The 25,326-nt window shown below is 41.5% G+C and carries 32 protein-coding genes and 1 tRNA gene; 30 read left to right on the forward strand and 3 right to left on the reverse strand.

Annotation, left to right across the window (positions count from 1 at the left end; all coding sequences use genetic code 11):
- Positions 1–61: 61 nt before the first annotated feature.
- On the forward strand, positions 62–811 hold the full coding sequence (locus tag CZ382_RS24735) for a helix-turn-helix domain-containing protein (protein ID WP_088049798.1): 750 nt from the start codon (positions 62–64) through the stop codon (positions 809–811).
- On the opposite strand, the gene CZ382_RS23915 is transcribed toward CZ382_RS24735, so the two are convergent.
- The gene (locus CZ382_RS23915; RefSeq protein ID WP_200809520.1) at positions 746–949 is read right to left on the reverse strand and encodes a hypothetical protein; all 204 of its coding nucleotides are present in this window, start codon (positions 947–949) and stop codon (positions 746–748) included. The genes CZ382_RS24735 and CZ382_RS23915 overlap by 66 nt on opposite strands.
- 1,015 nt (positions 950–1,964) lie before the next feature.
- Entirely contained in the window at positions 1,965–2,231 is a 267-nt protein-coding gene (locus CZ382_RS03255; RefSeq protein ID WP_088049799.1) for a helix-turn-helix domain-containing protein, read from the reverse strand.
- 187 nt (positions 2,232–2,418) lie between these two features.
- On the opposite strand from CZ382_RS03255, the gene CZ382_RS03260 reads away from it, so the two are divergent.
- The 24 genes from CZ382_RS03260 (at position 2,419) to CZ382_RS03365 (ending at position 19,309) form a co-directional block, all read left to right on the forward strand.
- Positions 2,419–2,601 carry a hypothetical protein gene (locus tag CZ382_RS03260; RefSeq protein WP_088049800.1) on the forward strand — a complete coding sequence of 61 codons (183 nt, stop codon included), beginning with the start codon at positions 2,419–2,421 and terminating at the stop codon, positions 2,599–2,601.
- Positions 2,602–2,644: 43 nt separating this feature from the next.
- Entirely contained in the window at positions 2,645–3,037 is a 393-nt protein-coding gene (locus CZ382_RS03265) for a hypothetical protein (RefSeq protein ID WP_088049801.1), read from the forward strand.
- A 461-nt stretch (positions 3,038–3,498) separates the two neighbouring features.
- The gene (locus CZ382_RS03270; protein ID WP_088049802.1) at positions 3,499–3,726 is read left to right on the forward strand and encodes a hypothetical protein; all 228 of its coding nucleotides are present in this window, start codon (positions 3,499–3,501) and stop codon (positions 3,724–3,726) included.
- A gap of 342 nt (positions 3,727–4,068) precedes the next feature.
- A complete protein-coding gene (locus CZ382_RS03275; protein ID WP_088049803.1) occupies positions 4,069–4,290 on the forward strand; it encodes a helix-turn-helix domain-containing protein in 222 nt (73 codons plus the stop codon).
- Positions 4,291–4,564: 274 nt separating this feature from the next.
- Positions 4,565–6,007 carry a TOTE conflict system archaeo-eukaryotic primase domain-containing protein gene (locus CZ382_RS03285; protein ID WP_088049805.1) on the forward strand — a complete coding sequence of 481 codons (1,443 nt, stop codon included), beginning with the start codon at positions 4,565–4,567 and terminating at the stop codon, positions 6,005–6,007.
- Between the two features lie 92 nt (positions 6,008–6,099).
- The gene (locus tag CZ382_RS23620; protein WP_155554397.1) at positions 6,100–6,246 is read left to right on the forward strand and encodes a hypothetical protein; all 147 of its coding nucleotides are present in this window, start codon (positions 6,100–6,102) and stop codon (positions 6,244–6,246) included.
- A gap of 123 nt (positions 6,247–6,369) precedes the next feature.
- On the forward strand, positions 6,370–6,522 hold the full coding sequence (locus CZ382_RS23625) for a hypothetical protein (protein WP_159457755.1): 153 nt from the start codon (positions 6,370–6,372) through the stop codon (positions 6,520–6,522).
- Between the two features lie 32 nt (positions 6,523–6,554).
- Positions 6,555–6,686 carry a hypothetical protein gene (locus tag CZ382_RS24500; RefSeq protein WP_268811309.1) on the forward strand — a complete coding sequence of 44 codons (132 nt, stop codon included), beginning with the start codon at positions 6,555–6,557 and terminating at the stop codon, positions 6,684–6,686.
- Complete coding sequence (locus CZ382_RS03290) at positions 6,683–6,970, forward strand: hypothetical protein (protein WP_088049806.1); 288 nt, start codon at positions 6,683–6,685, stop codon at positions 6,968–6,970. The genes CZ382_RS24500 and CZ382_RS03290 overlap by 4 nt, the downstream gene beginning before the upstream one ends.
- Positions 6,967–7,203, forward strand: a complete 237-nt coding sequence (locus tag CZ382_RS03295; protein ID WP_088049807.1) for a hypothetical protein — start codon at positions 6,967–6,969, stop codon at positions 7,201–7,203. Before CZ382_RS03290 ends, CZ382_RS03295 begins: the two co-directional genes overlap by 4 nt.
- A gap of 174 nt (positions 7,204–7,377) precedes the next feature.
- Positions 7,378–8,112 carry a hypothetical protein gene (locus CZ382_RS03300; RefSeq protein ID WP_088049808.1) on the forward strand — a complete coding sequence of 245 codons (735 nt, stop codon included), beginning with the start codon at positions 7,378–7,380 and terminating at the stop codon, positions 8,110–8,112.
- A complete protein-coding gene (locus tag CZ382_RS03305) occupies positions 8,113–8,454 on the forward strand; it encodes a hypothetical protein (protein ID WP_088049809.1) in 342 nt (113 codons plus the stop codon).
- Between the two features lie 36 nt (positions 8,455–8,490).
- Positions 8,491–8,868, forward strand: a complete 378-nt coding sequence (locus CZ382_RS03310) for a hypothetical protein (protein ID WP_088049810.1) — start codon at positions 8,491–8,493, stop codon at positions 8,866–8,868.
- A gap of 20 nt (positions 8,869–8,888) precedes the next feature.
- A complete protein-coding gene (locus CZ382_RS03315; protein ID WP_088049811.1) occupies positions 8,889–9,641 on the forward strand; it encodes a hypothetical protein in 753 nt (250 codons plus the stop codon).
- Between the two features lie 139 nt (positions 9,642–9,780).
- Positions 9,781–10,098 carry a hypothetical protein gene (locus CZ382_RS03320; protein ID WP_088049812.1) on the forward strand — a complete coding sequence of 106 codons (318 nt, stop codon included), beginning with the start codon at positions 9,781–9,783 and terminating at the stop codon, positions 10,096–10,098.
- A 33-nt stretch (positions 10,099–10,131) separates the two neighbouring features.
- Positions 10,132–10,359 carry a hypothetical protein gene (locus CZ382_RS03325; RefSeq protein WP_088049813.1) on the forward strand — a complete coding sequence of 76 codons (228 nt, stop codon included), beginning with the start codon at positions 10,132–10,134 and terminating at the stop codon, positions 10,357–10,359.
- 715 nt (positions 10,360–11,074) lie between these two features.
- Positions 11,075–12,805: a hypothetical protein gene (locus CZ382_RS03330; RefSeq protein WP_140392713.1), complete on the forward strand. Its 1,731-nt coding sequence runs from the start codon at positions 11,075–11,077 to the stop codon at positions 12,803–12,805.
- A gap of 305 nt (positions 12,806–13,110) precedes the next feature.
- Positions 13,111–13,183: transfer RNA gene (locus CZ382_RS03335), tRNA-Val, on the forward strand.
- 463 nt (positions 13,184–13,646) lie between these two features.
- Positions 13,647–14,597 carry a LacI family DNA-binding transcriptional regulator gene (locus CZ382_RS03340; RefSeq protein ID WP_088049815.1) on the forward strand — a complete coding sequence of 317 codons (951 nt, stop codon included), beginning with the start codon at positions 13,647–13,649 and terminating at the stop codon, positions 14,595–14,597.
- A gap of 66 nt (positions 14,598–14,663) precedes the next feature.
- Positions 14,664–15,269 carry an HAD family hydrolase gene (locus CZ382_RS03345; RefSeq protein WP_088049816.1) on the forward strand — a complete coding sequence of 202 codons (606 nt, stop codon included), beginning with the start codon at positions 14,664–14,666 and terminating at the stop codon, positions 15,267–15,269.
- Positions 15,270–15,619: 350 nt separating this feature from the next.
- Entirely contained in the window at positions 15,620–15,892 is a 273-nt protein-coding gene (locus CZ382_RS03350; protein WP_088049817.1) for a hypothetical protein, read from the forward strand.
- A gap of 337 nt (positions 15,893–16,229) precedes the next feature.
- Positions 16,230–16,799, forward strand: a complete 570-nt coding sequence (locus CZ382_RS03355; protein ID WP_088049818.1) for a histidine phosphatase family protein — start codon at positions 16,230–16,232, stop codon at positions 16,797–16,799.
- 63 nt (positions 16,800–16,862) lie between these two features.
- Entirely contained in the window at positions 16,863–17,675 is an 813-nt protein-coding gene (locus CZ382_RS03360) for an ABC transporter ATP-binding protein (protein ID WP_088049819.1), read from the forward strand.
- Positions 17,672–19,309 (forward strand): hypothetical protein, encoded by a 1,638-nt coding sequence (locus CZ382_RS03365; protein WP_088049820.1) that lies wholly within the window; start codon positions 17,672–17,674, stop codon positions 19,307–19,309. The genes CZ382_RS03360 and CZ382_RS03365 overlap by 4 nt, the downstream gene beginning before the upstream one ends.
- 77 nt (positions 19,310–19,386) lie before the next feature.
- Here the strand turns inward: CZ382_RS03365 and CZ382_RS03370 are convergent, their stop codons facing one another.
- Positions 19,387–19,749 (reverse strand): LysM peptidoglycan-binding domain-containing protein, encoded by a 363-nt coding sequence (locus CZ382_RS03370; protein ID WP_230856161.1) that lies wholly within the window; start codon positions 19,747–19,749, stop codon positions 19,387–19,389.
- Between the two features lie 424 nt (positions 19,750–20,173).
- Here CZ382_RS03370 and CZ382_RS24740 point away from each other — a divergent pair, with 424 nt between their 5' ends.
- From CZ382_RS24740 to CZ382_RS03390, 5 genes are all read left to right on the forward strand, one after another.
- A complete protein-coding gene (locus tag CZ382_RS24740; RefSeq protein ID WP_407701306.1) occupies positions 20,174–20,257 on the forward strand; it encodes a putative holin-like toxin in 84 nt (27 codons plus the stop codon).
- A gap of 215 nt (positions 20,258–20,472) precedes the next feature.
- Positions 20,473–20,928: a GNAT family N-acetyltransferase gene (locus CZ382_RS03375; protein ID WP_088049822.1), complete on the forward strand. Its 456-nt coding sequence runs from the start codon at positions 20,473–20,475 to the stop codon at positions 20,926–20,928.
- Positions 20,929–20,977: 49 nt separating this feature from the next.
- The gene (locus tag CZ382_RS03380) at positions 20,978–21,505 is read left to right on the forward strand and encodes a DinB family protein (RefSeq protein WP_088049823.1); all 528 of its coding nucleotides are present in this window, start codon (positions 20,978–20,980) and stop codon (positions 21,503–21,505) included.
- Between the two features lie 723 nt (positions 21,506–22,228).
- Positions 22,229–23,743: an AbgT family transporter gene (locus CZ382_RS03385; protein WP_088049824.1), complete on the forward strand. Its 1,515-nt coding sequence runs from the start codon at positions 22,229–22,231 to the stop codon at positions 23,741–23,743.
- A 43-nt stretch (positions 23,744–23,786) separates the two neighbouring features.
- Positions 23,787–25,076: an amidohydrolase gene (locus CZ382_RS03390; protein ID WP_088049825.1), complete on the forward strand. Its 1,290-nt coding sequence runs from the start codon at positions 23,787–23,789 to the stop codon at positions 25,074–25,076.
- Positions 25,077–25,326: the final 250 nt, after the last annotated feature.

The raw sequence follows: 25,326 nt of genomic DNA on the forward strand, positions 1-25,326 counted from the left end.
CCTTGTAATCGAACGTATATTCGTGATGCATGCGCCTCTATAACCGGGAGGCAACGGAACTATGTCGAACTTATCGTACTTATCAGATTACGCAACCTTCAACAGTACGCAAGAACTTAACCATAACGTCACACAGCACGAAAAGGCGCACCAGGACGCACTTAACGCAACGGATCGGAATATCTTACGATTCATCTCCCGTTATAGCGTCAAGTATTCCGGCGCAAGCCACCTTAAAGTCGCAACCATCGCGCAAGGCGTAGAGAAGTCGGAAAGAACCGTAAGACGTGTTATAAGACGATTGGAGGCGTTAGGAATCGTCGAGAAGGTCGGAACCAGTCGGAAGAAATCGGGCGGAGATGGAGCGAATATATACCGTATACTTCCTTATTTGTCCGAGCGAATGACAGAGCGCGCAGTGGACGAGAAGGCACGGAGGACAACGGAAGGAACGTCCAAGCGCGGAAGTGAACCTTTACGCAAACACTATTACAAATACGTATTAGATACCGCAGGAAGCGAAATAGTCGAACGCTATGCAATCCGTAACAATATTCCGGAACCATTGTACGACATCCTAAGTCCGTTCTTCTACGGAAAAGAGTTGCGGAGATACGTCGGTATTATCTTTCGCGCCAAAACGTCTAAAACACGCATAGAAGCGCATACAGAAGCGTTTAAGGCGTGTTTAGCCGATTGTATTAAACGATACAAAGACGGCACTGTACGCTCGTTAGACGGCTATTTATACGCGAGTGTAAGGCGGTTGTCGCGTAAGTTGTTCCTTGAGGGCGACTTGCCCGCGCTTTAAATCGGCAATGTCCTCCTTCATCGTAGTTAGATACGATTCGATCGTTGCCATTTCCGCCTCTGATCCGGTAACGTTGGCCTTGACCGTTGATACGTACGCCTTAATCATTTCCATGTCCGCGGAGCACTGACGGAGCAAGTTAAGTATTTCCTTTTCATTTTCCATCGTATCACCCCTTGTGGTATACGTACAGTTTATCACGAAATTGGCCGACATTTAAAAAATTTTGCCGGAAATTTTTCGGAGTAGGGACGTTAGCTTGCGCCAGGACGTTTTTTGCGGAAGGGAATCCGCTTGCGTTGGGCGGAAGGGTTCCGAGTGGATTCCGCTATATTTGACGTTCGATGTACGAAATTTTGTACGCAATCAGACGATACCCGGCAAAGCCGCGAACGCTTGACCGCCCCGGGGGCATGAATATTCGTACAATTCGCAATCAACCGGACAATGGTCGTTAATGATTGCGAGGGTATACCCGTGCGGGGTATCCGTAAGTGAAATGGCGTAATAGCAACGTTTATAAGACGTTATTGTCCGTCGGATACCCTGGTACTTCCGGAATGTGTTACGTTATTATTATTAAAACGTCTATAACCGTTGGTATGATAAGGTTTATACGTGTTGCATTAGGGCAAACCGCGTTTACATAATTTTTTATTATCGGAACTAATTACAGATACATACGTTCTATTTCGCCTATCCGTATGTCGTTAAATAGCGGGTAAATGGCGCTCACTTACGTAGGAACATCCGCTCGAATTGCGCCTATAATCCGCTTAATTCCGACTATTCGGACGATTACCCCTCGATCTTGGCGGAGTGGACGCCTGGTGAACGGGTTGCCGGATCACATGCGGACATATCTCGTCACCTATTCGCTACACACTCGCACACATTACCGCACATTTTACCGCACATTTTAACGGCATACAACGTACTACATATAGCGTTATTATCGTTACTTACGTCCATATATAGTACCGTGTGTATAACGTAGTATACCCGTTATGGCCGTTCATATCCGAACAATTCCGAGTTTCTTCTATTATATGCACGAAAAATGTACCGGAATTTTAAACGTAAAGTTTACTTTACACATTACGTTGGTTTGTCGGAAATTTGGACGAAGAAAAAGGGCGAAACAGGACGTAGACTATTCCGCCTGGCTATCAACGTATTCAACCGTTAAAACGTCCTCTATCTGATAACGTTTTTTCCCGCCGTTTTGATGGTTTATTTCGTTCATGGCGTCAAGTATCCGCGTCAATGTATCGAAACTTATTGACTTGCTTTTTCCGTTACATAGTTCGGATATAGTCGCGGGTCTGATTCTACCTTGTACCGCGATCTTATTCCGTGTGAGTTCACCCTTACTTTTTTTAATCGTTTCATCTAACGTTATTTTAACCGTCGCCTTCATTTCGTAATCACCGTCCTTTCCCGTCCACTTTCGTTATTTATTTCCATTATATACTAGCAAAATAATTTCGTAAAACTTTTTCCGTTTTTCTATTGACGTATTACCTTAAACGTTATATAATCAAAATACGTTATACTTTTAACGTTATACATAACACGTTTAACGTGTCGGGAAAGGAGGCGATCACATGCACGCCGTGAACAACGGAAAACAAATCACTATAACGGTCAGTTTCGAAGAAGCCGCGGTACTAGTCAGCGCCATGCAAAAGGGGGCAACAGCATACAAGATGCAGCGCCGCGACGAAAAGGCGGAGGAAATAGAGAACATGCTTTACACGTTAATGAATCCGAAAGTTAAGTTAGATTAACGGACAAACAAACGGAAAATATTCGATAAGGAGACGATTACACATGGCAAACGCAATTTGGATAAGTGAAAACGGAACAACGGCGGAACTAACGGCGAAGGAACAACCGAAATGGATCGCCCATTCCGAGGATAGTATCGAGGTAAGAACCGGTACCTACGGTTACTACGAAGGTAATTTCGGAACAAAGAACGTCGGTAACCTGGAATTAATCGGATGGTACGATCGTTTACGGGTTGATCCGCGAAGGCATGCTTACGGAATATCGGAAAATCAGTGGCTATACGAATTCGCGGAAGTACAGGACGAATTAATCCGGAGGTATTTCATTCTGCATAGCATTCCTGAACATATCGTCGATAAATGTACGGATGGAGTCGATTTAAACGACGGGGAAATAGCGGAAATGGTGAACGAAGTACGGCGGTTTATATAAGAATACCCCGACGGATTGCGAAGTGTTGGCGCACTTCCCGTCAAGGCGGAATCATTCGACGGTTAGCGACGTCGAAGTCTGGTAGTTAGCGATACCAGACGAAATTGTCCGGGTAGTTGGCGCTACCTGGACGAATAATATTGCCGGAACTATTGGCGTAGTATCCGGCGGATTAAACTAGGCCCGCCTGTTGGCGCAGGTAGGGCCGGAAAGGCGGTTAACCTTATGCGGATTATATCATACTTTAAGGCGGAATTACAGCGGTTAGATGGCACGGACAAAGCTTGCTTACTCGGATTCATCGCGATGTTAGCGTTTATTTATGTTGCCTTGTCGGTTGCATAAGGAATGGCCCGGACTTCCCGGAACCTTTTGGCGGAGGTTGCCGGGTTTTTCCGGTAATTTTACGGATTAGCGTTATTTTGGCGTCAGTAAATCGTCAATATACTCGAGGGCGGTTTATGCCGTTGTCAAGTATTATTCCAAAATTGGCGCAAGGGGTACGCAAAAACGTGTACTTCTACGCCTTTTTCGAAAAAAGTTTGCGGATGACAGGGACATTACAGGCGGTTTTATGGCTTATCTATATGAAGGGGTATGACGCTATCCTAACTTGTGTCGAAAATGTGAACGGTAATGTTACAATTTCGTTACAATTGACGGATGGTAGTGATATTACAGGCGTTTAGTTGTCCTATCTATATAGGAGATACTTTTATTTTCCCCGATAGTACCACGTTACACCGCGTTAGTTGTCTTATCTGTATAGGAAGGTTAATAATTTCGTTGTCAATATGTGCATTACGGTTAATTTAACGGTTATTCTTTATAGAGGAATACCGCGGAATGTCCACCGGAAAAAGTTTACGTTTGGATACCACATAGCGATTAATTTTGTGTCCTATCTTTATAGAGAGATAACGTAATCAATACATAACTTGTCGTTAACGTGGCGGCAGGCGTTTTTTAATATCGCTAATAGTAGCAATTTATATCGAAGTTACTAAAAACTAATACAAGGAGGCTACGAAATGAACGGAAAGTTATTCGCAACCATCCGGAGAACAGCCGGACTGACACAGAAACAAATGGGCGACAGGCTACGAGTATCCCGCCAGCTTATTCAGAAGATCGAGGCGGAAGAACGGTCGATACAGCCGTATATCATTACGCGGTTGTATATCGAATTTGGCGCTGAGTTTATCGAAGAAGTGCGCGGGATTAGCGTAAAGTATCTGGCCGCGGCGGAGTAGGTTGCGGGCAGGCGTTACTTACGGTATGTACAGATATAAATAAGTTATTAGTACCGAAAACCAACACATTCAAACAAGGAGATGTTTATTCATGGAAAAGTACAAATGCATTTTAAGTTTAAGGGTAGCAAACGATTTAGTGGCGAAGGACTTCCCGCTAGTCTATATCGAGCCGTCACATAAACGTCCTGGGAAATTGGTATTCGTATTCAATAACAGCGAAGAATTAGAAGAAGAGTTGTCCAAGTACAGAAAAAAGGGGAGTCGTTAACTTATGGAACAGCCAACGAAACAGCTTGTTAAGAAATTTAACGAGTTGTACATTCAAACGAGAAGGAAATATTTAGTACAGTTCCCGGAAGGTCGATACATTACGTTATCCTATGCGCCAGGGAACAAGGTAACGAAATTTAACGATAGTATGATTAGGACGCACTTAAAAGGCGATCTTACTTACGGAGTATTCGCAGGAGGATTCGTTAGCAGATTTATAACGTTCGACGTCGATTGTAATAACGAGTTGATGTCACGTTGGATAGCGTTAAAACTAATTGACGTACTAGAAACGGAAGCAGATATACCGCGTAAGGATATACACGTCAGCTATTCGGGCAACAAAGGCTATCACGTAGACTTATTTTTTAGCGGACAGATTAAGGTCGAGGCCTTACAACAGTTTTATCGTGACGTACTTGTCAGCGTTGGGGAGCTCCCGGAAGGGCAGGTCGAGTTCCGGCCGACATGGAGCCAGGGCGTAAAGTTGCCGTTAGGCGTTCACCAAAAAACGGGTAATAGGTGCTTGTTTGTCAATAATGAAACGCTAGAGCCGTTGAGTGAGTCGGAATCTTACGCGTATTTACTGGACATCGAGCCGATACAAGTCGAGTTTGTCACGGATTCGCGGATCGACTTGACCGACGAACAAATAACGGAATTTGAGGAAATCACAGCTAGTACGGATATATCGGTTAATGCGATCGACTTGTCCGACGCACTTCACAAGGCAGCTAAGATACTTGAAGTCGGAAGACTTACGGAGAGTAATTCCCGGCATAAAGCAACATACACGCTTGCATGTTTCGGAAACTCGCAAGGGTGGGAGCGCGAGGAATCAGTGGGCGCCATAATGAACGTGTTACTTGCGACGCCACGAGAATATTTCAGCAAAGGAAGCACACCGGATTATTGGGAGTCCGAAGCGACTAGGTTAGTTGACTATGTATATGATAACGATAAAACAATCATGGGTACGGACAGACCGTTAACAATCTATAAATCTGAAATTCTATCGGTACTAGATTGCGGAACATTCCGGCAGAAACAGCTTGCATATGCGATGTTAGTCACTAGCAAACGGTATGGTAATACGTTCTATTTGACGATTAATACCGCCATGCAGATGATAGGTACGAAGTCGCGCCAGACCGTCGAAAACGCAATTAAAAAGCTAGTCGAATGTGGTTTTATCGAATACAAACGGAAAGGCGAGATTGACCATGCGCTAAGTAAAGAAGTTGGCCAAGCACGATTTAAACCTAACAAGTACCGATTAGCAATCAACAAGCCGGAACATAACGAGGTCTCCGTCAAGGTTACGAAAGATAACGACTTAATCGAGGTTGCGCTTATGCTATGTGACGTGAAGGAAATTCGTAGACATGTTAAACGCTATGAGTTTGATAACCGTTGGAAGGCGCATGACGCGTATACCGGATAATAGGTATTACTCGTACTAGGCGTTACTAAGTAATATATAGATATAAATAAGTTATTAGTACCGAAAACCAACACTTTTAGGAGGACGATAATATGGAAATAAAAATAGAGGGCCAAGAATTAATTATAATTTTATCAGCATTGAGGGTGTATCGGGATTCAATAAGAAAGAAATACGGAGATGAAACAACGGAAGTGAAAGAGTTAACTAAGCTAATTGAAAAGTTAAGTAAAGTATAGCAAAGGCGCAGCCACAAACGAGGTTAGCGCTTTTTATTATGCCATTTTTCCGATGAGGGCGTCTTTCCAACGCCGGAGGAAAACGGAATCACACACATACGAGAAGAACGGAGGGGAAACGAATTGAGCGTACATTCAGATACAAACGCACTAGCAACGATGTTGGTCGGACTTGCTTTATTACAGCAAAACGGAGAGATACACGTTACCCGCGAAATATTCGCAGTGGTAGACCAATTGACACGCGAACTAGACTTACAAGTTAAACCGAAGTAGCACAAAAAACGAACAGAACGGAGAGGAATCGAATGGAAAACGAAAGTCAACGAAAATTTATGGAAGTAATGCAGCAAGCAATCGAGCAAAGCAAGGCGATCGAAGCGGAGATTGCGGAAATGTTGGCGCGACTGGACCGGATGATCGGAGGTGCTAGCCGATGAATATTACGGACCAATCGCAGAAGCTACTTGACGCCCACTATTCCGGAAAAATGTCAATTCGCCAGTTTCTCCACGCGCTTAACCGCCTTATCACGGTACGAACGGAGGAACCGACGATCATTGACGATCTAGGCGACGGACAGCGATTAATACAAACGACTGATGCCAAGTTAATTCCGAAGATAATCGACTCGGACGCGAAAATCATAGCGAAATCATACGACGATAACGGATTCATAAACAAGGTACGAGCGATTGTTTCCGAAGGGGAGGACGTACTATGAAGCAGAGACAGAATGATTTGTACTACGCGGACACGGCGCATTTACTTGGAGTTACTTCCGACAAACGACTTATGCGAAACATCAAGCGCAGCACAAAGGCGGACACGTGGCGGATTATCGGAGAGCAACGAAAAGCCAGCGGAAAGATACTCGCGGTAAAGTATCTTATTCCGGCGAAAGACAAGCGCCAAGCAGAGCGGAGATTCAACGTAGAAGCCAGGAAATTGGCATGACGCTAAAAACGGAAAATACGGCAAAATCCGCGAGAATTGAAGCGAAGTGGGTAACGTATCACAAAAGAAAAGATAATTGCGCGAGAGGTCCATATTTTCCCGAAATAACGTCAATATGGTACAGAAAAACGGCTCGGAAGGAGCCAAAAAACGTGACAATTAGGGGTTGATTAATTGAAGTGCATATACACGCAGCACGACTATTCGAGCTGGGGAGAATCCGCAAGTTTCCTTGTCGCCGAAACGCGCGAGGGGAAACGATCGCGCCTGCTATCCGGTCTTACTCTTACGATCAATCCGGAAGGCTTCACGATAACCAATTCCGATAAAGCGACATTGCGCCAGGGAGTAGAAACTGACGTATTTGCGATTGTCGATAGCATGACGATTGAAATGTCCGGACCATTGAAGCTAGTCATGCCGGATTATTCCGGATCATACGAGGATTACCAAAACAGATACGGATATGGCCGTGTTCCTCGCGAAGTTAAGTCAAATTGGTACGTATACAGCGAAACACCGCCGGAGGACGCAACGGAAACCGCGTTCGGGTTAATTCGGTTTAAAGGACAAAAGACATACGAGATTCATTCGCTCCATGCTCCGGAACGCTTATCACGTAAGGAAAGGGCGAAATATATCGCAGAGTATATCCTTGCCCGGTTACATGCGAATGAATATGCGACAGTTAGCGCAGTCAATTTTCCGGACTTCTGCGAAGTTGAGGGCGTGAAAATGTACGGAAGCAAGTACCGGCATAAATTCGAACAATGTCGTCTGTTATTTGCCGATGCCTTACTGAGGAAATCGAATGTAACCGAAGTATTCCCGGACGGGCAGCATTATGCGATACAGCGAATTTACGAAGAGGAAATAGAAAACGAAAATAATGAAAAGGGAGACGATTAAATGAGCGAAGAAATGCAAGAGGAACGACTATTCACGCAGGAGGAAGTTGATAAGATCATACAGAAACGAATAGCACGGGAAAAAAAGAAAAACGAACGTGAGCGAGACGAAAACGGGCTAAGCTATAAAGAGCGGTATTACAGCGTATTGAAGCAGAAAAGCCTCATTGACGCAGGCGTACCGATTGACCAGGCAGAGCGCTACGCGAAGTATATTAATAGCGAAGATCAAGCCGAGATCGAACAACAAGCGTTAGAGTTGGCGGAGGACTTGCAAGAGAAACCGAAGGCATACGCGGACCCGTCACAAAGAAAGTCAGTTTGGCGGCCTTTTTCGAGATAAGCTACAAATCTATAAAATTGAAAGGATGTTTTATAAATGGCAGAAGAAGAAACGGAACTATTTGACACGGACGAAGAACAGAAGTACCGCGAACTATACGAGGACTTACAAAAAGAACTTGACGACCAACGCAAACAGGCCATCGAAACGAAGAAAGAGACGTTACTTACTAACGCAGGATATAACGAAATGCAAGTACAGCGATACAAGAAGCACCTTTCCGGAGAATCAGATGGGGAAATACAGAAAGCACTTATCGACCTAAAAGCGGAAATTCCGCCGAAAAAAGAATATGCCGATCCTAATCCCGGTAACGGGGCCAGGCAGACACCAAAGACAACAAACCTAGAGGAAAAGGGTAGATCAACTTATCAGCGACTAAAAGAAAAAGGCAAGATTCGAGGGAAAAAATAAATCAAAGGGGAGTTTTGCAAATGGAAAACAGATATTTCTTATTCAAATCACACAAGCAGTACGATCAGCACACAGTAGTTAACGATGAAATAGTACCACGCCATGAATTGGAGCAGTTGAAAGCGGAAGGTAATGCGATTGAAGTTGATTACGGAAGTTACAGCGATTATCGTCAAAAAGCGCAGCAGCTTACGTCTAATTACGATAAGACAGTAGCACGCATTAAAAAGAACGATTCGCCGTTATGGACGTCAGAGGTAAAGGACTATGAACTAAAAAAGGCGTGGGACGAATACGAGGCGGAAACAAAGGCGATTCAAGCGGAATGGGAGCAGGAACGCGCACAGATGCAAGCCGACGCAAAAGCGAAAGCTGCACGGGCGACTATCCGTGTCAGTGAATCGGACAGACAGACCGCCGAACAGATGGCGAATAGAATCGCTTTAAATATCGCAAGTGTATCGAATACCGCGGACTTAAAGACGATCATTATGCAAGCGAGCGACGATATAACATATTTAAGCGATGCCGAGAAAACAGCACTACAAGGACAGTTGTCCGGTATTCTATCGCAAATAGATGCAAAGGCGGAGAAATTCGGAGCAAAAGGGGTAAGTACTCGCGAACTAGTGAACGAAGTACTCGACATCCGAAACATGGATTTACTAAGCGAAAAAGTTGCGGGACAGCTTCCGGGTTCTATTACGATCGAGTACGACACAAAACGGAGGGCAAAGCGCAGGCAAAGGCCGGTTAACGTCAGCAGTTACTAAAAGAGAATCGCTTGCTCCGTTTGCACTACGTTCGCGACCGTAGGAGGGGCGTAGCTTTAGGAGACTGGACGAAAGAGACGAAAGCGAGGGCGGACGCTATATTCCGCCAAATAAACTATATCGAAAAGGGGACGATAGAATGAACGCAAATATTACCGTAACAATCAGGAATTATGCAGGAAGGCATCCGCACGTAAGCCCGTATCGTAGCATGAACGCGTATATCGAAGTGGAAGGCGGAACAGATTTTACGACAAGTACGCTAGTCGCAGGCAATCCGGTTTCATTCGTAGAGAAGGCGCTAGACGAGGTAATAGCGTCAGTTGTCGCAAATGAATACGAGCCGGCAAGTGCGACGGTAGCTACCGAAGGCTTCACGCTATCTGATACTGTACAAACGCAATTAGTCGATAAATTTACGATTGATCCGGCTATTGCGAGTCTAACATTTGCATAATAATCCGGAGAATAGCAGGAAGGAGGCGATAGAATGACTTTTAATATGAACGAATATGGAGAACAACACGCGACACCGTTTGAAAAAGAAGCAGCCGAAAAGGCGAAAACGATCGTAGAGTCTTCACAAAACGTAAACACTAGCGAAGAACTAACGGAACTTACCGAAGCCGTTAAACAGCAAGGCGGAATTATCATCGGTACGCACCCTATCCGGGGAACGCAAGGGATAACTGTAAGGTATCGAATATTGAAGGACTAGGCGCTCATAATCATCGAGCGTCTTTTTATTTACGACAAATTAACGGAACATTACGAATTGTTGAGTACAACGGCCGAGTATTTAACGATTCAACGGTTCTAAACGAAAAGGAGATTAAAGAATGGCGGAAAAGCTATCAATCAGCTATAGAATACGCGCTCTGGATAATTTCACGAAAACGCATAAGAAGCTAGAACGTCAACTCGAAAATATCAACCGTATAGCAAGACGGGTAAGCGTTGACCAGGACTTGCACATAGACGCACACACGAAGGAAGCAGAGCGGAAACTTGACGCAATCAACCGGAAAGCGAAGGCTATTCCGAATTATGTCCCCGTCAAGGTGCAGACGTTCGGAGGCGGAGGATTCGACAAGTTAGCGCGTAAACTTGAGACGGTTAACACGATTAGTCGGAGTATGATACAAGGCGGAATATGGACGGCACTTCCGATGTTATCGCCTATCCTAGCCTCTACCGCAGGAGGCGCAGGAGCGCTTGCTTCCGCGTTAACTTCCGCGGGAATAGGTTCCGCAGGGTTCGCAGCAGTTGCGGTTCCGGCACTTACCGGCGTATTCAAGGCACAAGAGAAGGTTAAGAAGGCGCAAGAAGCGATCGCAAACGCGGAAACGCCGGAAGAATTAACGAAGGCAACCGCAGAATTAAACAAGGTGTATGCCGGACTATCAGATACGCAGAAGGATACGCTCAAAAACATGAAGAAATTTTCCGACTTCTATAAGGAGTTTGCGAAGGAATTCGAAAAGCCGGTTCTACAAATCTTTAACAAGTCGATGCAGACGGCACAAACGCTTCTAACGAAATTAAAGCCGGCAATACAAGGCGTAGCAGACATGGGAAACCGGCTTATGGACGCCTTGAACCGCAATTTAGAAGCCGCAGACATGAGAGCATTTTTCGATTGGGTAAACGCAACAGCCGCGCCTTACCTTGACAAACTCGTTAGAGGCGTAGGGAACTTTGCCGCAGGGTTCGCAAATATGATGGTTGCGTTCGATCCGTTAGCAAAATCGTTTATGCAAGGGTTCTTAAACATGTCCGAGAGGTTCCGCGAATGGGCGGCCACACTCGAAAATAACAAAGCGTTTCAAAACTTCCTAAACTACGTCAAGGAAAACGGCCCGAAAGTTATGGAGTTGATCGGAAACCTTACGCAGTTCCTTGTACAGTTAGGTATAGCGATGGCTCCGGTCGCAGAGAAAATCCTCGATCTGACAAACAAATTCCTCGTATGGTCAACAGAATTGCTTAAGAACAACGATCTTATCGCAAAGCTAGTCGGAATACTTCCGGTTGCGATCGGAATTTTCAAGTTGCTTGCGCCTCCGATTACGCTTGCAATAGGTGTATTTACGAAGCTATGGCCGTTAATTAGAAAAGTTGGTACGACGATCGGAAAGGTGCTTCCGTGGGTTACGAAAATAGGCGGAAAAATGAAATGGCTTGCAGGCGGACCGATGGGGTTAGTTATCGGAATCGTTGCGGAACTAGCAGCCGTTATATTCAAGAACTGGGATAAAATCTGGGGCAAAACGAAGGAAATTTTCGGAGCAGTGGGCGGCTTCATTTCCGACAAGTGGAACGCTATTAAGGACTGGACGTCCGACGCCGTAGGCAAGGTCAAGTCGTGGACATCGGAGAAGTTTAACGCAGCTAAGGACGCTATCTCTTCCGCAATGGGAAAAGCTAAGGACGCCGTTTCCGAGAAGTGGGAGACGATCAAATCGAAATTTTCCGGCGGACTTGAAAAGGTTAAGACGTGGACGTCCAAAAAATTTGGCGATCTACCCGGCGCTATAAAAGAGAAGATGGGCGACGTTAAGGACAAAGTGAAGGAAGGATGGGAGAATGCCGAGAGTTTCCTCGAGCGCGTCAGCTTACGGAGTATTGGATTTGACATGATTAGCGGACTAGCCGACGGAATCCGGAATTCGAAATTCAGTCTAACAGGCGCAATCGGAAACGTAGTTAACGGCGCTATTAGTTGGGCGAAAAATATGCTAGGAATACACTCCCCGTCGAAAGTGTTCGCAGAAATCGGACGCTATACCGGAGAAGGTTTCGTTGTCGGAATGGATCGCATGAATAAAGCAGTATCCAGCGCAGGAAATCGACTAGCAAGCGCAGCTATGCCGGACATTCCAAGTACGACGATTAGCACACCGAAGTACGCCTATGCTTCCGGGAATTACGCAAGCCGTCCGGCAACTTCCCTTAGCGGACAATCCGATAGTAATAATACGGTAACGGCGCTATTAGGCGAGATTCGCGGCGAATTACGTGTACAGTCGTATGAGTTACGCAAGCAAAAGGATATGATCGTAGAACTAGACGGACGTAAAGTCGGGAAGGCAGTTACACCGCACATAACGGAAGAACAGAACCGGAGTAGTTTCCGAAAAAGGCGTATGGGGGCGGTAAGGTAATAGAAAACGTTAAACGGGTTGCCTACGGGTGGCCCGCCTTTTTTTTACGCCTACTACTGTAAATATATGGCAGAAATATCTCAATTTTGTACGAAATTTTCGGAGCATGAGAATAGGCGTTGTCATAACGGCCTCAGACGAAATTAGAAACGGTTAGGCGGATGATTGTCCGTTGGGTGCGAAATTAGTGCTTGTCAGGTGGCGGACTTATTGCTATAATACTATTAAAACGTGTGACATATTCGGTTGACTTGCCGTTAAAGTAAACGTTGATATACCGCCGTTTTGACCGTGTATATAAATACGATTCCGTAGCTCAGCTGGGAGAGCGCCACCTTGACAGGGTGGAGGTCGTTGGTTCGAGCCCAATCGGAATCATAGCAATGGTTAGAGCTTGTTCATGCACAGAGCTCAACAGATGAGCTCACAAAAACCTCTCTAGGTACTCAGTACAGTTTAACTGTCAAGTATACTTAGGGAGGCTTTTTTGTTTGCTTATTGAAATGATTGAAGAACAGAGCCCAAGAATAGTTAAGTCTTTTCTTATGCGGCGCAGCCTCGAACAGCAGGTCCTTTTTATCCTTCCTTTAGAACACGCACTAGTAAGAAATTTTTTGATATTCTTCAAAAAATGATTACCTAAAATCTCAGCTTCACAACAACAGTACCTCTATATAAGGTAGAAATATGCTTTTTTTAGTAATTGATCAAATTTCCCCTGAAACAGTTTTTCACCAATTCCGTTACCCCAGACCTATGTATAATACCGTTTTGTTGCTACAATAGTGTTAGATACGTAAACTATGATACCGTTAAAAATCGCAAAAAGGGGGGATTTTAGATGGCCAATATACATGATATTGCTAAAAAGGCGGGTGTTTCGGCAACTACCGTTTCACGTGTGTTAAATAATCACAAGTATGTTTCCGATGAAAAAAGACGTGCTGTAAAAAACGCCATTGATGAACTAAATTATACACCAAACCGAAATGCAATTGATTTAATACGTGGCGAAACAAAACAAATCGGCGTTATTATTCCATATAACAATAACCAGGCTTTTGACCAAATGTTACATGGCGCTCTCAATAAATCTATCGAACACGGATATTCCGTTCTGGTTTTGCCGACAAGATATGATGCTAAAAAAGAACTCGAATATCTTTCCATGCTACAAACCAAAATGCTTGATGCGATTATAATTACATCCAGATCTAATGTATGGGGGGCAATTACGCCGTTTACGACATATGGACCTATCATCTCATGTGAATACACCGATCATGCGGAGATAGGCTGCTCTTACATGGACAGATACGCTTCATACGTAGATGCCTTTCATTTATTAAAGGAGAATGGACACGAGAAAGTAGCCTTTACAACAGCAAGAGGAATGGAAAGTAAAAGTACGATCCAGACATTTACCGCATATGAGGATGTTTTTGGCAAACCACCTAGCGAATACGTCATTTCAAGCTGTTATTCCCTTCAGGATGGATACCGTGCTGCCCAAAAACTTTTGCAACTGAAAGAAAAGCCTACCGCCATCTATGCAAACGGCGATGAAGTTGCAACGGGTATTTATCAATATGCTGTATCCCTTGGCATGCATATCCCCAATGACCTGGCTTTATTAGGACAAGAAAACCAGCCAATGGGGGTAGCTTTTGGCATCTCAACGGTTGACCACCAACTTATAAAAGTAGGCGAGCAAGCTTTCCAACTGGCAATTGAAAAATCAAAACAAAAAATAAAAATTCCTTATCAAATTATTCATCGTTCCTCCATTTAGGTATTGACCTGAAATGCATTTCATCCTTTATCCTATTCTAAACAATGAATGAGAAAGGATGATTTCATGTACACAACATTCATTTTCGATCTGGATGGTACAATCATTGATTCAGAACAAATCGGTCTAAAAGCGTTACAGGATACACTGAGAGCACAAGGTATCGAGAAGGAAATTGGGGAATTGCGTTTTGCACTTGGTATTCCCGGGCTGCGTACACTGGAAATACTAAATATTGCCGATATCCCAACAACTTTGGAATCTTGGGCGGCTAGAGAAAAGCCGTTTATGAAAAATGTACCCATTTTTCCCGACATGCTGGAAGTGATCACGCAATTGCCGAAAAAAGGGATCGTAACCTCGCAAACAAGAGAAGAATTGCAAAGCGGATTCTATCATTTGGGGATTGAGCATCATTTCCAAGCAATTGTCAGTGCGGATGATACAATCAAACATAAACCGAATCCTGATCCATTGGAATTTGGACTGCATTTAATGGGCTGTCGACCAGAAGAAACTATCTATATAGGAGATTCTATTTATGATTTGAGATGTGCTAACGCTGCTGGGGTAGACTTCGGGCTGGCTTTGTGGGGAGCCAAAAGCCGTTCGGAATTTGAACATGCTCAATATATTTTTGAAAAGCCAAAGGATATTTTGACCTTATGTTAAAACCGCTCCGTAGGCGGAAAATATAATGATGAACTAATGTGCCAAATAAATGGCTATAGCTATAGATGAATCAACTGAGGAAGAGCCATTACACCCTAAAGATTACCTCATCACTGTATAACGAGCGTGGATAAGTATATGTCTATGCTTATTGTTTTTTATACCCATTTCTTAAAGGATAGAGTGGCTTGAAAAGGGATACTATAATTATCAGTCAGCTAAAGAAAGTTTAGATTGCGATGGGCTAATAAAAAGAATGAATGTTATTCAAGATCCTATTGAATAGAACACATAAATCGAAAAATCCGGGGGAACAATATAATTCATCATGCATTATTGGAGGGTAATTAATGGTAAAACAGAACCTGGATCAACAATTACAACAGGCGAGCCAGTTAATACAAGATGCCAGAGAGGCTGTTCTGGGGGCACAAGGATCAGACCATCAACTATTGGAGCAAGCACATCAGCAGTTGCAGCAAGCGGAACAGGAATTACAAAATGCGCAAAGTCAAGCAGGAACTGAAGCAACGGAGAACCCGCAATTTCAGCAAGCATATGAACAGCTGCACGATATACGACAACAAATGCAGGAAGCACGTCAGAATGGTAATGATGTTTAAGGAATTACGGAGGAAACCTTCAACTGGAGGTTTTCTTTTTTCATCGTCGGGTAATTATAAAATTTGTCAGGCCAAGGATGACATTTGGACAGAGGTAGGTAGTTCATGATGTTTGATAAAAAGTGGCTTGTTCACTAGCGAACTTAACTGATTTACTGTCCAAAAAGGGCTAAATACTGTCCGAAAAGGTAAAAATACTGTCTAAACACAAAAAATTACTTCTTATGATTGCATTCATATACTATATTTGTAAGATGGGCATCAATTTGAGAAAATGATAGGGGAATTTGAACAGTTATAAAATTAAAATATTGAATACCTATAGAGGGGTGTAAAATTGTCGACTAACCTATACTTTGTCAGGCATGCTCATTCTACTTATACGCCGGATGAGATTGGGAGACCATTGTCAGAGCGGGGATTTATTGATGCAAAGACGGTGACAGAATTGCTTAAAACGGGGAACATTGACGAAGTGTATTCAAGTCCGTATAAGCGTACCATTCAAACTGTTCAAGGGATCGCCGAATACATAGATAAAGAGATTATCATCGGAAGTGATTTCAAAGAGCGCGTTTTGTCCGAAACACCGGTAGAAGATTTTGCCACAGCTATTTCAAATTTTTGGGAGAATTTTGACTTTTACTGGAAAGGTGGGGAATCGAATACTGTTGCGCAAAACAGAGGTATCAGGGCGGTAAGGAAATTATTGAAAAAACATAATGGAAAAAACATTGTAATAGGGATACATGGTAATCTGATGGTATTAATAATGAATTACTTCAATAACAATTATGGATTTGATTTTTGGATGGGGCTGGAAATGCCGGATATTTATCGGTTGTCTTTTGAAGGAAAGGAACTTATTGGTGTCAACAGGATTTGCAGGGATATTGGATGTGTTTAGAATTTAAAGGTACAACGATTTCTCTAGCAATAAAAAACCAGATTGATAGGTTGATAATACAAAATGGAGGTGTTGATTATCAATTGTAATGAAGAAAGAGTATTGTCACTAAAAAATGTAACCATACATTTCGATGGAAAGCAAGTCTTAGATGGAATCAATTTGGACGTATACCAAGGTCAAATTATCGGCTATATTGGCCCAAATGGTGCGGGAAAGAGTACGACATTGAAAATTATCCTCGGTTTAGTTGATGGATATGATGGGGAAGTTGAAATTTTTGGGCGGAACATTGCAGCCGGAAATCATACATACAAACGGAAAATCGGTTATGTGGCAGAGAACGCGGAAATTTACGATAATCTTACTGCTTGTGAATACTTGACGTTTATCGGTGAATTATACGGGATAGATCGAGTTCTAACTGAAGATAAAGCGCTAAAGCTGATGCGGGCATTCGAAATGGATGACGTATTCCATACACGAATTTCATCTTTCTCCAAAGGAATGCGGCAAAAAGTGTTGATCATTTCAAGTTTGTTACATGATCCGGATCTGATTTTTCTTGACGAGCCTCTAAGTGGATTGGATGCGAACAGCGTTATGATCATTAAAGATATTCTGGAACAACTTGCTTCCAGAGGCAAAACGATTTTTTACTCATCCCATATTATGGATGTAGTCGAAAAGATCAGCAATCGCATTGTTTTGCTCATCGATGGAAAAATTGCTGCTGATGGTACTTTCGAAGAACTGAGAGAGCAAAGCAAACAAGGATCGTTGGAAGGGATCTTTAATCAATTAACTGGTTTTGACGAGCATCAACACACAGCTGAGAAATTCGTTGATATTGTTATGGATGGTGAGGAAAAATGAATGACTACCGTTCATTGAAATTCCTTGATCTTTTTCAATCCATATTTCGATCAATAAATATCGACTATGATGTAATGCGGAAAATCCTGCAAATCAAGCTAACGATGGATCAGCGGCGTGTGCCAACCATTTTTGCGAACAGTACATCGAAAAAGAAAGATAGCAATCAGTTCCTGAAATCTTTAGGTATTTATGCTTTGTATGGTTTGGCTCTTATCCCATTTTTATTTTTGGGAGAAAATTATATGTTTCAGTCAAGTATCATGTTTGGTATCACCATGTTTATTCTGATGACATCGATGATTTCCGATTTTTCATCTGTCTTATTGGATGTTCGCGATAAAACCATCTTACATACAAAACCACTGAATACGAGAACGGTAAATGCTGCAAAAATTATCCACGTTACGATTTATATGACGATGTTGACAGGTGCGTTCATTGCTATTCCTGCTATTGTCATGTTATTTGTAAAGGGTTTTGCATATTTCCTTGTGTTTTTTGTTGAGATTATTTTACTGGTTTTATTTATTATGGCACTTACTGCAATGGTTTATATTTTTGTATTAAGGTTTTTCAGCGGGGAGCGGTTAAAGGATATCATCAACTACGTGCAAATCCTTTTATCAGTCGGTATTGTTGTGGGATACCAAATCGTGATAAGAGCTTTCGATTTTGTCGATCTTAATTTCACATATGATTTTAGCTGGTGGCATGTGTTCATTCCGCCGATCTGGTTTGCAGCCCCATTTGAATTGTTGTTGAATCAGAACTATACATCCGTCATGATCATTCTATCCTTGTTAACGCTGATTGTACCAATTGTTTCGATCATAGTTTATTATCGTCTCATGCCAACTTTTGAACGAAACTTGCAAAAGTTGATGGAAGATACAGCGAAAACAAAAAAATCAAGGTGGAATTTCCGAAACCTGTGGGAGCGTTTACTTTGTTCCAGCAAAGAAGAGAGACTATTTTTCCGGTTTTCACAGATTATGATGGGCAGGGAAAGAGAATTTAAACTGAAGGTATATCCATCGTTGGGGATGGCGTTGGTGTTTCCGTTTATTTTTGTATTTAATGCATTAAATACAGGATCGTTTTCGGAACTGGCTACCAGCAGGGTTTACCTTAATATTTATTTTTGTAATATTATTATTGGTATCGTTGTACATATGCTGAAGTTCTCAGGGAAATACAAAGGGGCTTGGGTTTTTCAAGTAACACCGATCAAAAAGACGGAACGATTTTATAGTGCAACACTCAAAGCTTTTTTGGTAAAACTTTATGTGCCGGTTTACTTGATTCTTTGTGTAGCGTTCATTGCCATTTTTTCATTTCGGATTCTGCCTGATTTAATGATCGTTTTTGTGACTGCGGTATTAAACACACTCATTGCGTATAAGGTAATCAATAATGAAGAGTTTCCATTTACTCAAGCCTTTGAGTCAGCACAAGAAGGCGCTAATTCGATAAAATACTTCCTGCTCATGTTTCTTGTCGCCTTATTTGCCGGATTGCATTTTCTGGCAACGATTATTCCGTTTGGAGTTTATCTCTACCTGGCTATTTTATTGGTTGTAACGTTTGTAGCTTGGAGGATCGTATTTTCGAAAAGGGAAGCGATGGTTTAGACAGTATATAACCATTGCAAGTGGAACTGTGATATTATGTGGCGTACTACCTCATGACTTTTCGCATGAGGTAGTTTTTAATTATTAGGATTGACCAAGGCACAGGCTGAAGGAATACAAATTCGTTGAGCCACCCGAAGAGAATTAGGGTCTATACTTGGGTTTGCTTCTAATATGCTAGAAATAGTTACATTAAACGTTTGTGATATTCGATATAATGTATCTCCCGGCTGGATTATATATGCGAAATGATTGGGTGGACAGGCTGGGATACATATCGTTTGACCTACCCGAAGATTATATGGGTCAATACCAGGATTTGCCGCAACTATTCTTGAAACAACAACTTCCAGCCTATTTGCAATAAAATTTAATGTATCTCCCGGCTGAATAACATAAGGGTAATGATTTTCAGGACACTGCCTATAAAAATGATACAAAAGCATACACCTCTTTACGATCATGTTATATCACACTATGCTGGAAAATCATATTTGTCACAGTTCACCCTTCCCTTTATAAACGCCTCATTAAAAAATTACCTCTCTTCTTAATTTCTGTTATAAACTAGTAATTAAGCAAAAATGTTCATTCATTTTTTAAAACATTAGGAAATTCTCAGGATTTTTGAATACCGTCTGAATTTGATAAATTACTGTCCACACGATGAAGTGACCGTGATTTTTTCAAACGTGTTTCTTGGCAAATATATTCTGACAAATCACAAGAAAATATCTCATTAAAAATTTGGGAATAGTTCGTGACAGTGGTATAATGATTACATGCAATAGTCGTGTTTTTCTCAAGGGGGATCGGCGCATTCCGTCGTTGTAGTGTTGCGATATGCTATAACGAAAGGGGATGATGCCTCTGTCTGTTTTTGAGACAATGGTTTTAATGATCGCATTTGCAACACTCGTTGTAACGATCGTCGACCATAAAAAATAGACCTCCCTTGGATTATCAGCCGGGCGAGGTCTATTCTTGTCTGCGCTGACCCCTCTTGAAGGGGAAGCGACCCATTGCTGAGGCGAAGATATTGCAGTATCTTCGGTCTTCTTATTTTATGACTGTTTTGTATTTCTATGTTTATTATAACACAAAAACGTGATTTGCAAACAAAAAACTGTTCTAAAAAAGGCTAAAACAATGGAGGAGATACAATGCAAATTAGAGAATTAAACGTTAATGAAAAACCTCCAATAGAATTATTGTTACTGGCTGATCCTTCTCAAAAATTGGTAGAGGAATATTTGAAACGAGGGGAATGTTATGTAGCTGATAACAATAAAGAAATAATAGGAGTTTATGTACTGCTCCCTACAATACCAGAGACAGTTGAAATAGCTAATATTGCTGTTTCTGAGAACGAACAAGGAAAAGGTGTTGGAAAGGAATTGATGATGGATGCAATTCAAAAGGCAAAGGAAAAGGGCTATAAAACTATTGAAGTTGGAACGGGTAATTCAAGTATAGGACAATTAGCTTTTTATCAGAAATGTGGATTTAGGATGACTAGTATTGATAGCGATTTTTTTATAAGACATTATCAGGATGACATTTTTGAAAATGGTATTTGGTGCAGAGATATGATACGTTTAACCCAGGATTTAAGCTGACGTTGAACGAGGAATATCGAATGTACAATCACAGAAAGGAGTAGATTGTATGCATTTTAAATTGGAAGAAGCTATTGAGGTTCTGGAACGGACACCAAAGACATTGGCGTATTTCTTATCGGGATTGTCGGAGGACTGGGTGCAATGTAATGAAGGAGAAGGGACCTGGAATGCCTCCGAAGTGATTGATCACCTTATAGAAGGGGAGAAAAATAACTGGATACCGAGGCTGCGATTTATGTTTCAAGAAGGAGAGAATAAAGCATTTCCGTCATTTGATCGCTATGCGCACTTAAATGGTATGCAAGAATTGTCGATTAAAGAGAAATTGCTTGAATTCCAAATGATAAGAGAACAGAACATAATAAAGCTTAAGAAGTTGGTTAACCCGGAATTGGATTTGGGATCGACTGGACTACATCCGGCATTTGGTGTAGTCAAGGTAAGAGAGTTAATTTCAACGTGGGTAGTTCATGACTTAACACACATTTCTCAAATTGTACGAGTTATGGCCGAGCGATACAGGGAGGATGTAGGTCAGTGGATCGAATATTTGGGAGTGTTGAAAAAAGATTAGCTCCGAGAAAGTTTGGGTTTGAATGATAATTCCTGTGCAATTAACGGAGCAATTTTTCCAGTTTTGACTGAATAGAAGGTACGATTGAAAATATCACTTAAATAGGCACATGTTGCCAATATAGTCATGTTGTTTTTGTTATAGAATTCTGGTAGCGTAAACATTTGCACGAAGTCTGCTAAACTTGATCAATCCATGTAAAGAACTGGGCTACTGCTTTTTGCCCGGTTTTTTCAAGTCAACCATTTATTTGATAACTGCAATATTAAACTTCCATTCATCACCGTCATATAGATATAAAAAGTCTTCCCGTATATGTTCAAGTTTGCTGAATTATATTTTGTTCACATAAGTTCCTATATTAATTATTGGTAAATGGTAACATCATTTACTACATTTGAATTTCCAAAGGAGACATCAAGGGTTAAATTACGTCCAATAGTTGCAACGAAAAAAATATATTGAAATTTTGTAAAAAGTAAAGACACGACTGAAGGTTTTTAGTAATATAACATTCAAGGAACATAAACATCTTATTATAATTTGGCTTTTTAAGAATTGCTATCGGAATAAAAGACGGAATAATCTGAATATGGTCTCGGCGGAGATGTGATTACTTTAAAAAAATAAATAATACAAACTCTCCTGGTTCCAAGTGATGTTATTCCTTAAAAACTGATTAACCATTAAATTGTATAAAAATCTGCGAAAGCGAGTGGTGATATGAAAAACACCAAAAAAAGTTTATTTGAAAAGTTCCTTGATGTAGTAGAAAAGTTCGGAAATAAACTTCCAGATCCATTTATGCTATTTGTCATCTTAACGGTTCTAATGGTTATAACTTCTTATATATTCAGTTTATTTAATACCTCGGTCGTTCACCCTGGAACAGGTGAGGCATTACAAATCAAAAATTTATTATCTAGTGAAGGACTGCAGTTTATCTTAACATCAATGATCGAAAACTTTACTGGTTTTGCACCATTAGGAGTAGTATTAGTAATGATGTTAGGTATTGGTTTAGCAGAAAAAGTTGGTATGCTGGACTATGCTATTAGAAAGACTATTTTAAATTCGCCATCGTATATGGTCACATATACTGTCGTTTTTATAGGAATCCTTGGAAATCTGGCGTCAGATGCTGCAGTTGTATTAATTCCTCCTTTGGCAGCAATGGTTTTTTATAAAATCGGACGTCATCCACTTGCAGGCCTGGCAGCTGGTTTTGCGGGGGCAGGAGCAGGTTTTACGGCTAATTTATTTATAGCCGGAACTGATGCACTACTGGCAGGAATTTCAACAGAGGCAGCTGCAATTTTGGATGAATCGATTGTGGTTACACCAGTTGACAACTGGTACTTTAACATCGTTTCCGTATTTGTACTAACAATCGTTGGTGGGCTTGTAACAACCAAATTCATTGAACCTAGATTAGGAGAGTATAAGGGTGATGCGGTAGAAGAGGAGGAGCATGAAGAACTTCCGAACGCAAATAAAGGCTTTAGAAATGCCGTTATTTCGGGTTTAATATATATCGCAATTGTTGCAATAACTATATTTATTCCGAGCAGTCCACTAACAAATGAAGATGGGGGAATTGTCCCTTCTCCATTTCTTTCAGGAATCATCCCGATAATTCTGTTATTCTTTATCATAGTTGCAGTTGCCTTCGGGGTCACGGTCGGAAAAATAAAATCCAGTAAAGACGTAAGTGAATATATGGCTGAATCTATGAAGGATATGTCCAGTTATATTGTATTGGTTTTTGCTATTGCACAGTTCATTGCATTTTTTAACTGGTCCAATCTAGGTACATGGGTTGCTGTAAATGGAGCTGAATTCCTGAAAGATATTAACTTCACAGGTATAGGCTTGATTCTAGGTTACATTATTTTTACAGCATTAATGAACTTTTTGATTACATCCGGGTCAGCAAAATGGGCAATAGAAGCACCTATTTTTATTCCAATGTTCATGCAATTGGGGTATCATCCTGCATTTACTCAAGTAGCCTACCGTATAGCGGATTCGTCAACAAACATTGTGACACCGTTATTTCCGTATATGGTTATCATTCTGGCGTTTATGCAAAAATATGACAAGAAAGCAAGTATAGGAACGTATATTTCGTTAATGCTTCCATATACGATTACATTTTTAATCGCTTGGATCATATTGATTTTCGTATTTTTCTATACGGGTATTCCGTTTGGTCCAGGGGTTCATCCGTTTTTATAGGATAACGACTAATTTGCTGTTTTTAGGAAAGGGGAGAAGCAAAATGGAAAAAGTGAATCTGGCAAAACAATTAGTTGAATGGAGAAGGGACTTTCACCAGTACCCTGAAACAGGATTTCTGGAAATGAGAACCGCATCCATTTTAGCATCCATTCTTGCCGGTTTAGGATTTGATCTGCAACTTGGAAAAGAAGTAATGTCTGATCACCATTGTATGGGAAAACCGGATGAAGAATCAACAAAAAAACATTTGCAATGGGCTATGACAAATGGGGCAAGTAAAAACTATATTGAATATTTTTCAGAAGGTTATACCGGAGTGGTTGCTACACTAGATACTAAAAAAGAAGGGCCAACCATAGCCTACCGGTTTGATATGGATGCACTTGATATTAATGAATCGGGTGACGGGGATCATTATCCAAATCTGGAATGCTTTAAATCGAAAATTCCTGATAAAATGCACGCATGTGGACATGATGCTCATATGTCCATTGGTTTAGGCTTGGCTACTTTACTCACAGCTAATAAAGATAATTTATGCGGAAAAATTAAGCTAATTTTTCAACCAGCCGAAGAAGGAACACGTGGAGCTAAATCCATGGTTCAAGCAAATGTTGTCACAGATGTAGATTATCTCGTTGCTTCACATATTGGGACGGGGGTTCCCCATAACCATTTTGTTGCAGCCAATAATGGGTTTTTAGCTACCACAAAGCTGGATATTTCATTTAATGGTATGGCATCCCATGCTGGAAGCAGACCTGAGGAAGGGAAAAATGCCTTATTAGCCGCAGCATCTGCTGCTTTAAATATATATGCAATTCCTCGTCATTCAGAGGGCACTACAAGAGTGAATGTAGGTGAGTTACATGCAGGAACTGGCAGAAATATTATCGCGAACCAAGCCAAACTGAAGGTGGAAACCCGAGGGGAAACCTCCTCCATTAATGATTATGTGAAGGATCAAGTTGAATCGATTGTTGCCGGAGCAGCAACGATGTACCAAATAGACTACGATATTGAAGTAGTAGGTGAAGGATTAAGCCGTCGATGCTCTACAGATTTAGCTTCTATTTTAAATGAGTGTGCACAAGAATCTTCTGCGATTGCGGAAAGTTTTATTGAAAATAATGATAGTGCCGGTTCCGAGGATGCTACGTACTTTATGGAAGCCGTACAAAAAAATGGTGGATTAGCAACTTATTGCATATTTGGAACCGAGTTAGCAGCCGGACATCATAATGAGAAATTTGATATTAATGAGGATACGCTATTACCAGCAGTTGAAATTTTGTATAGTTCTGCTGTGAAATTGTGTGGGAAAGAATAAGGGGAGTGAACTTTTTGACGGACTGTCCTGAAAGCTTTGCTTATGGGACAGCTTATTTTTTTAACGGGAAGTGCCAATTTATTAATCGTAACTTTAAGCTTTTTCTAAAGAAAGTAAAACGATTAGAATACTGATTAAGGACCGTTTTTAACAAATAGTACTTATCCTTGTCTCTGTTCCGTAGATTAATAATTCTAAATAGGTTAAATAGTTCCAACTGCCCTTAAAACCATACCTGAAATTTTGTATA

Source organism: Virgibacillus dakarensis (genome assembly GCF_900155625.1).
Lineage (GTDB): Bacteria > Bacillota > Bacilli > Bacillales > Amphibacillaceae > Lentibacillus_C > Lentibacillus_C populi.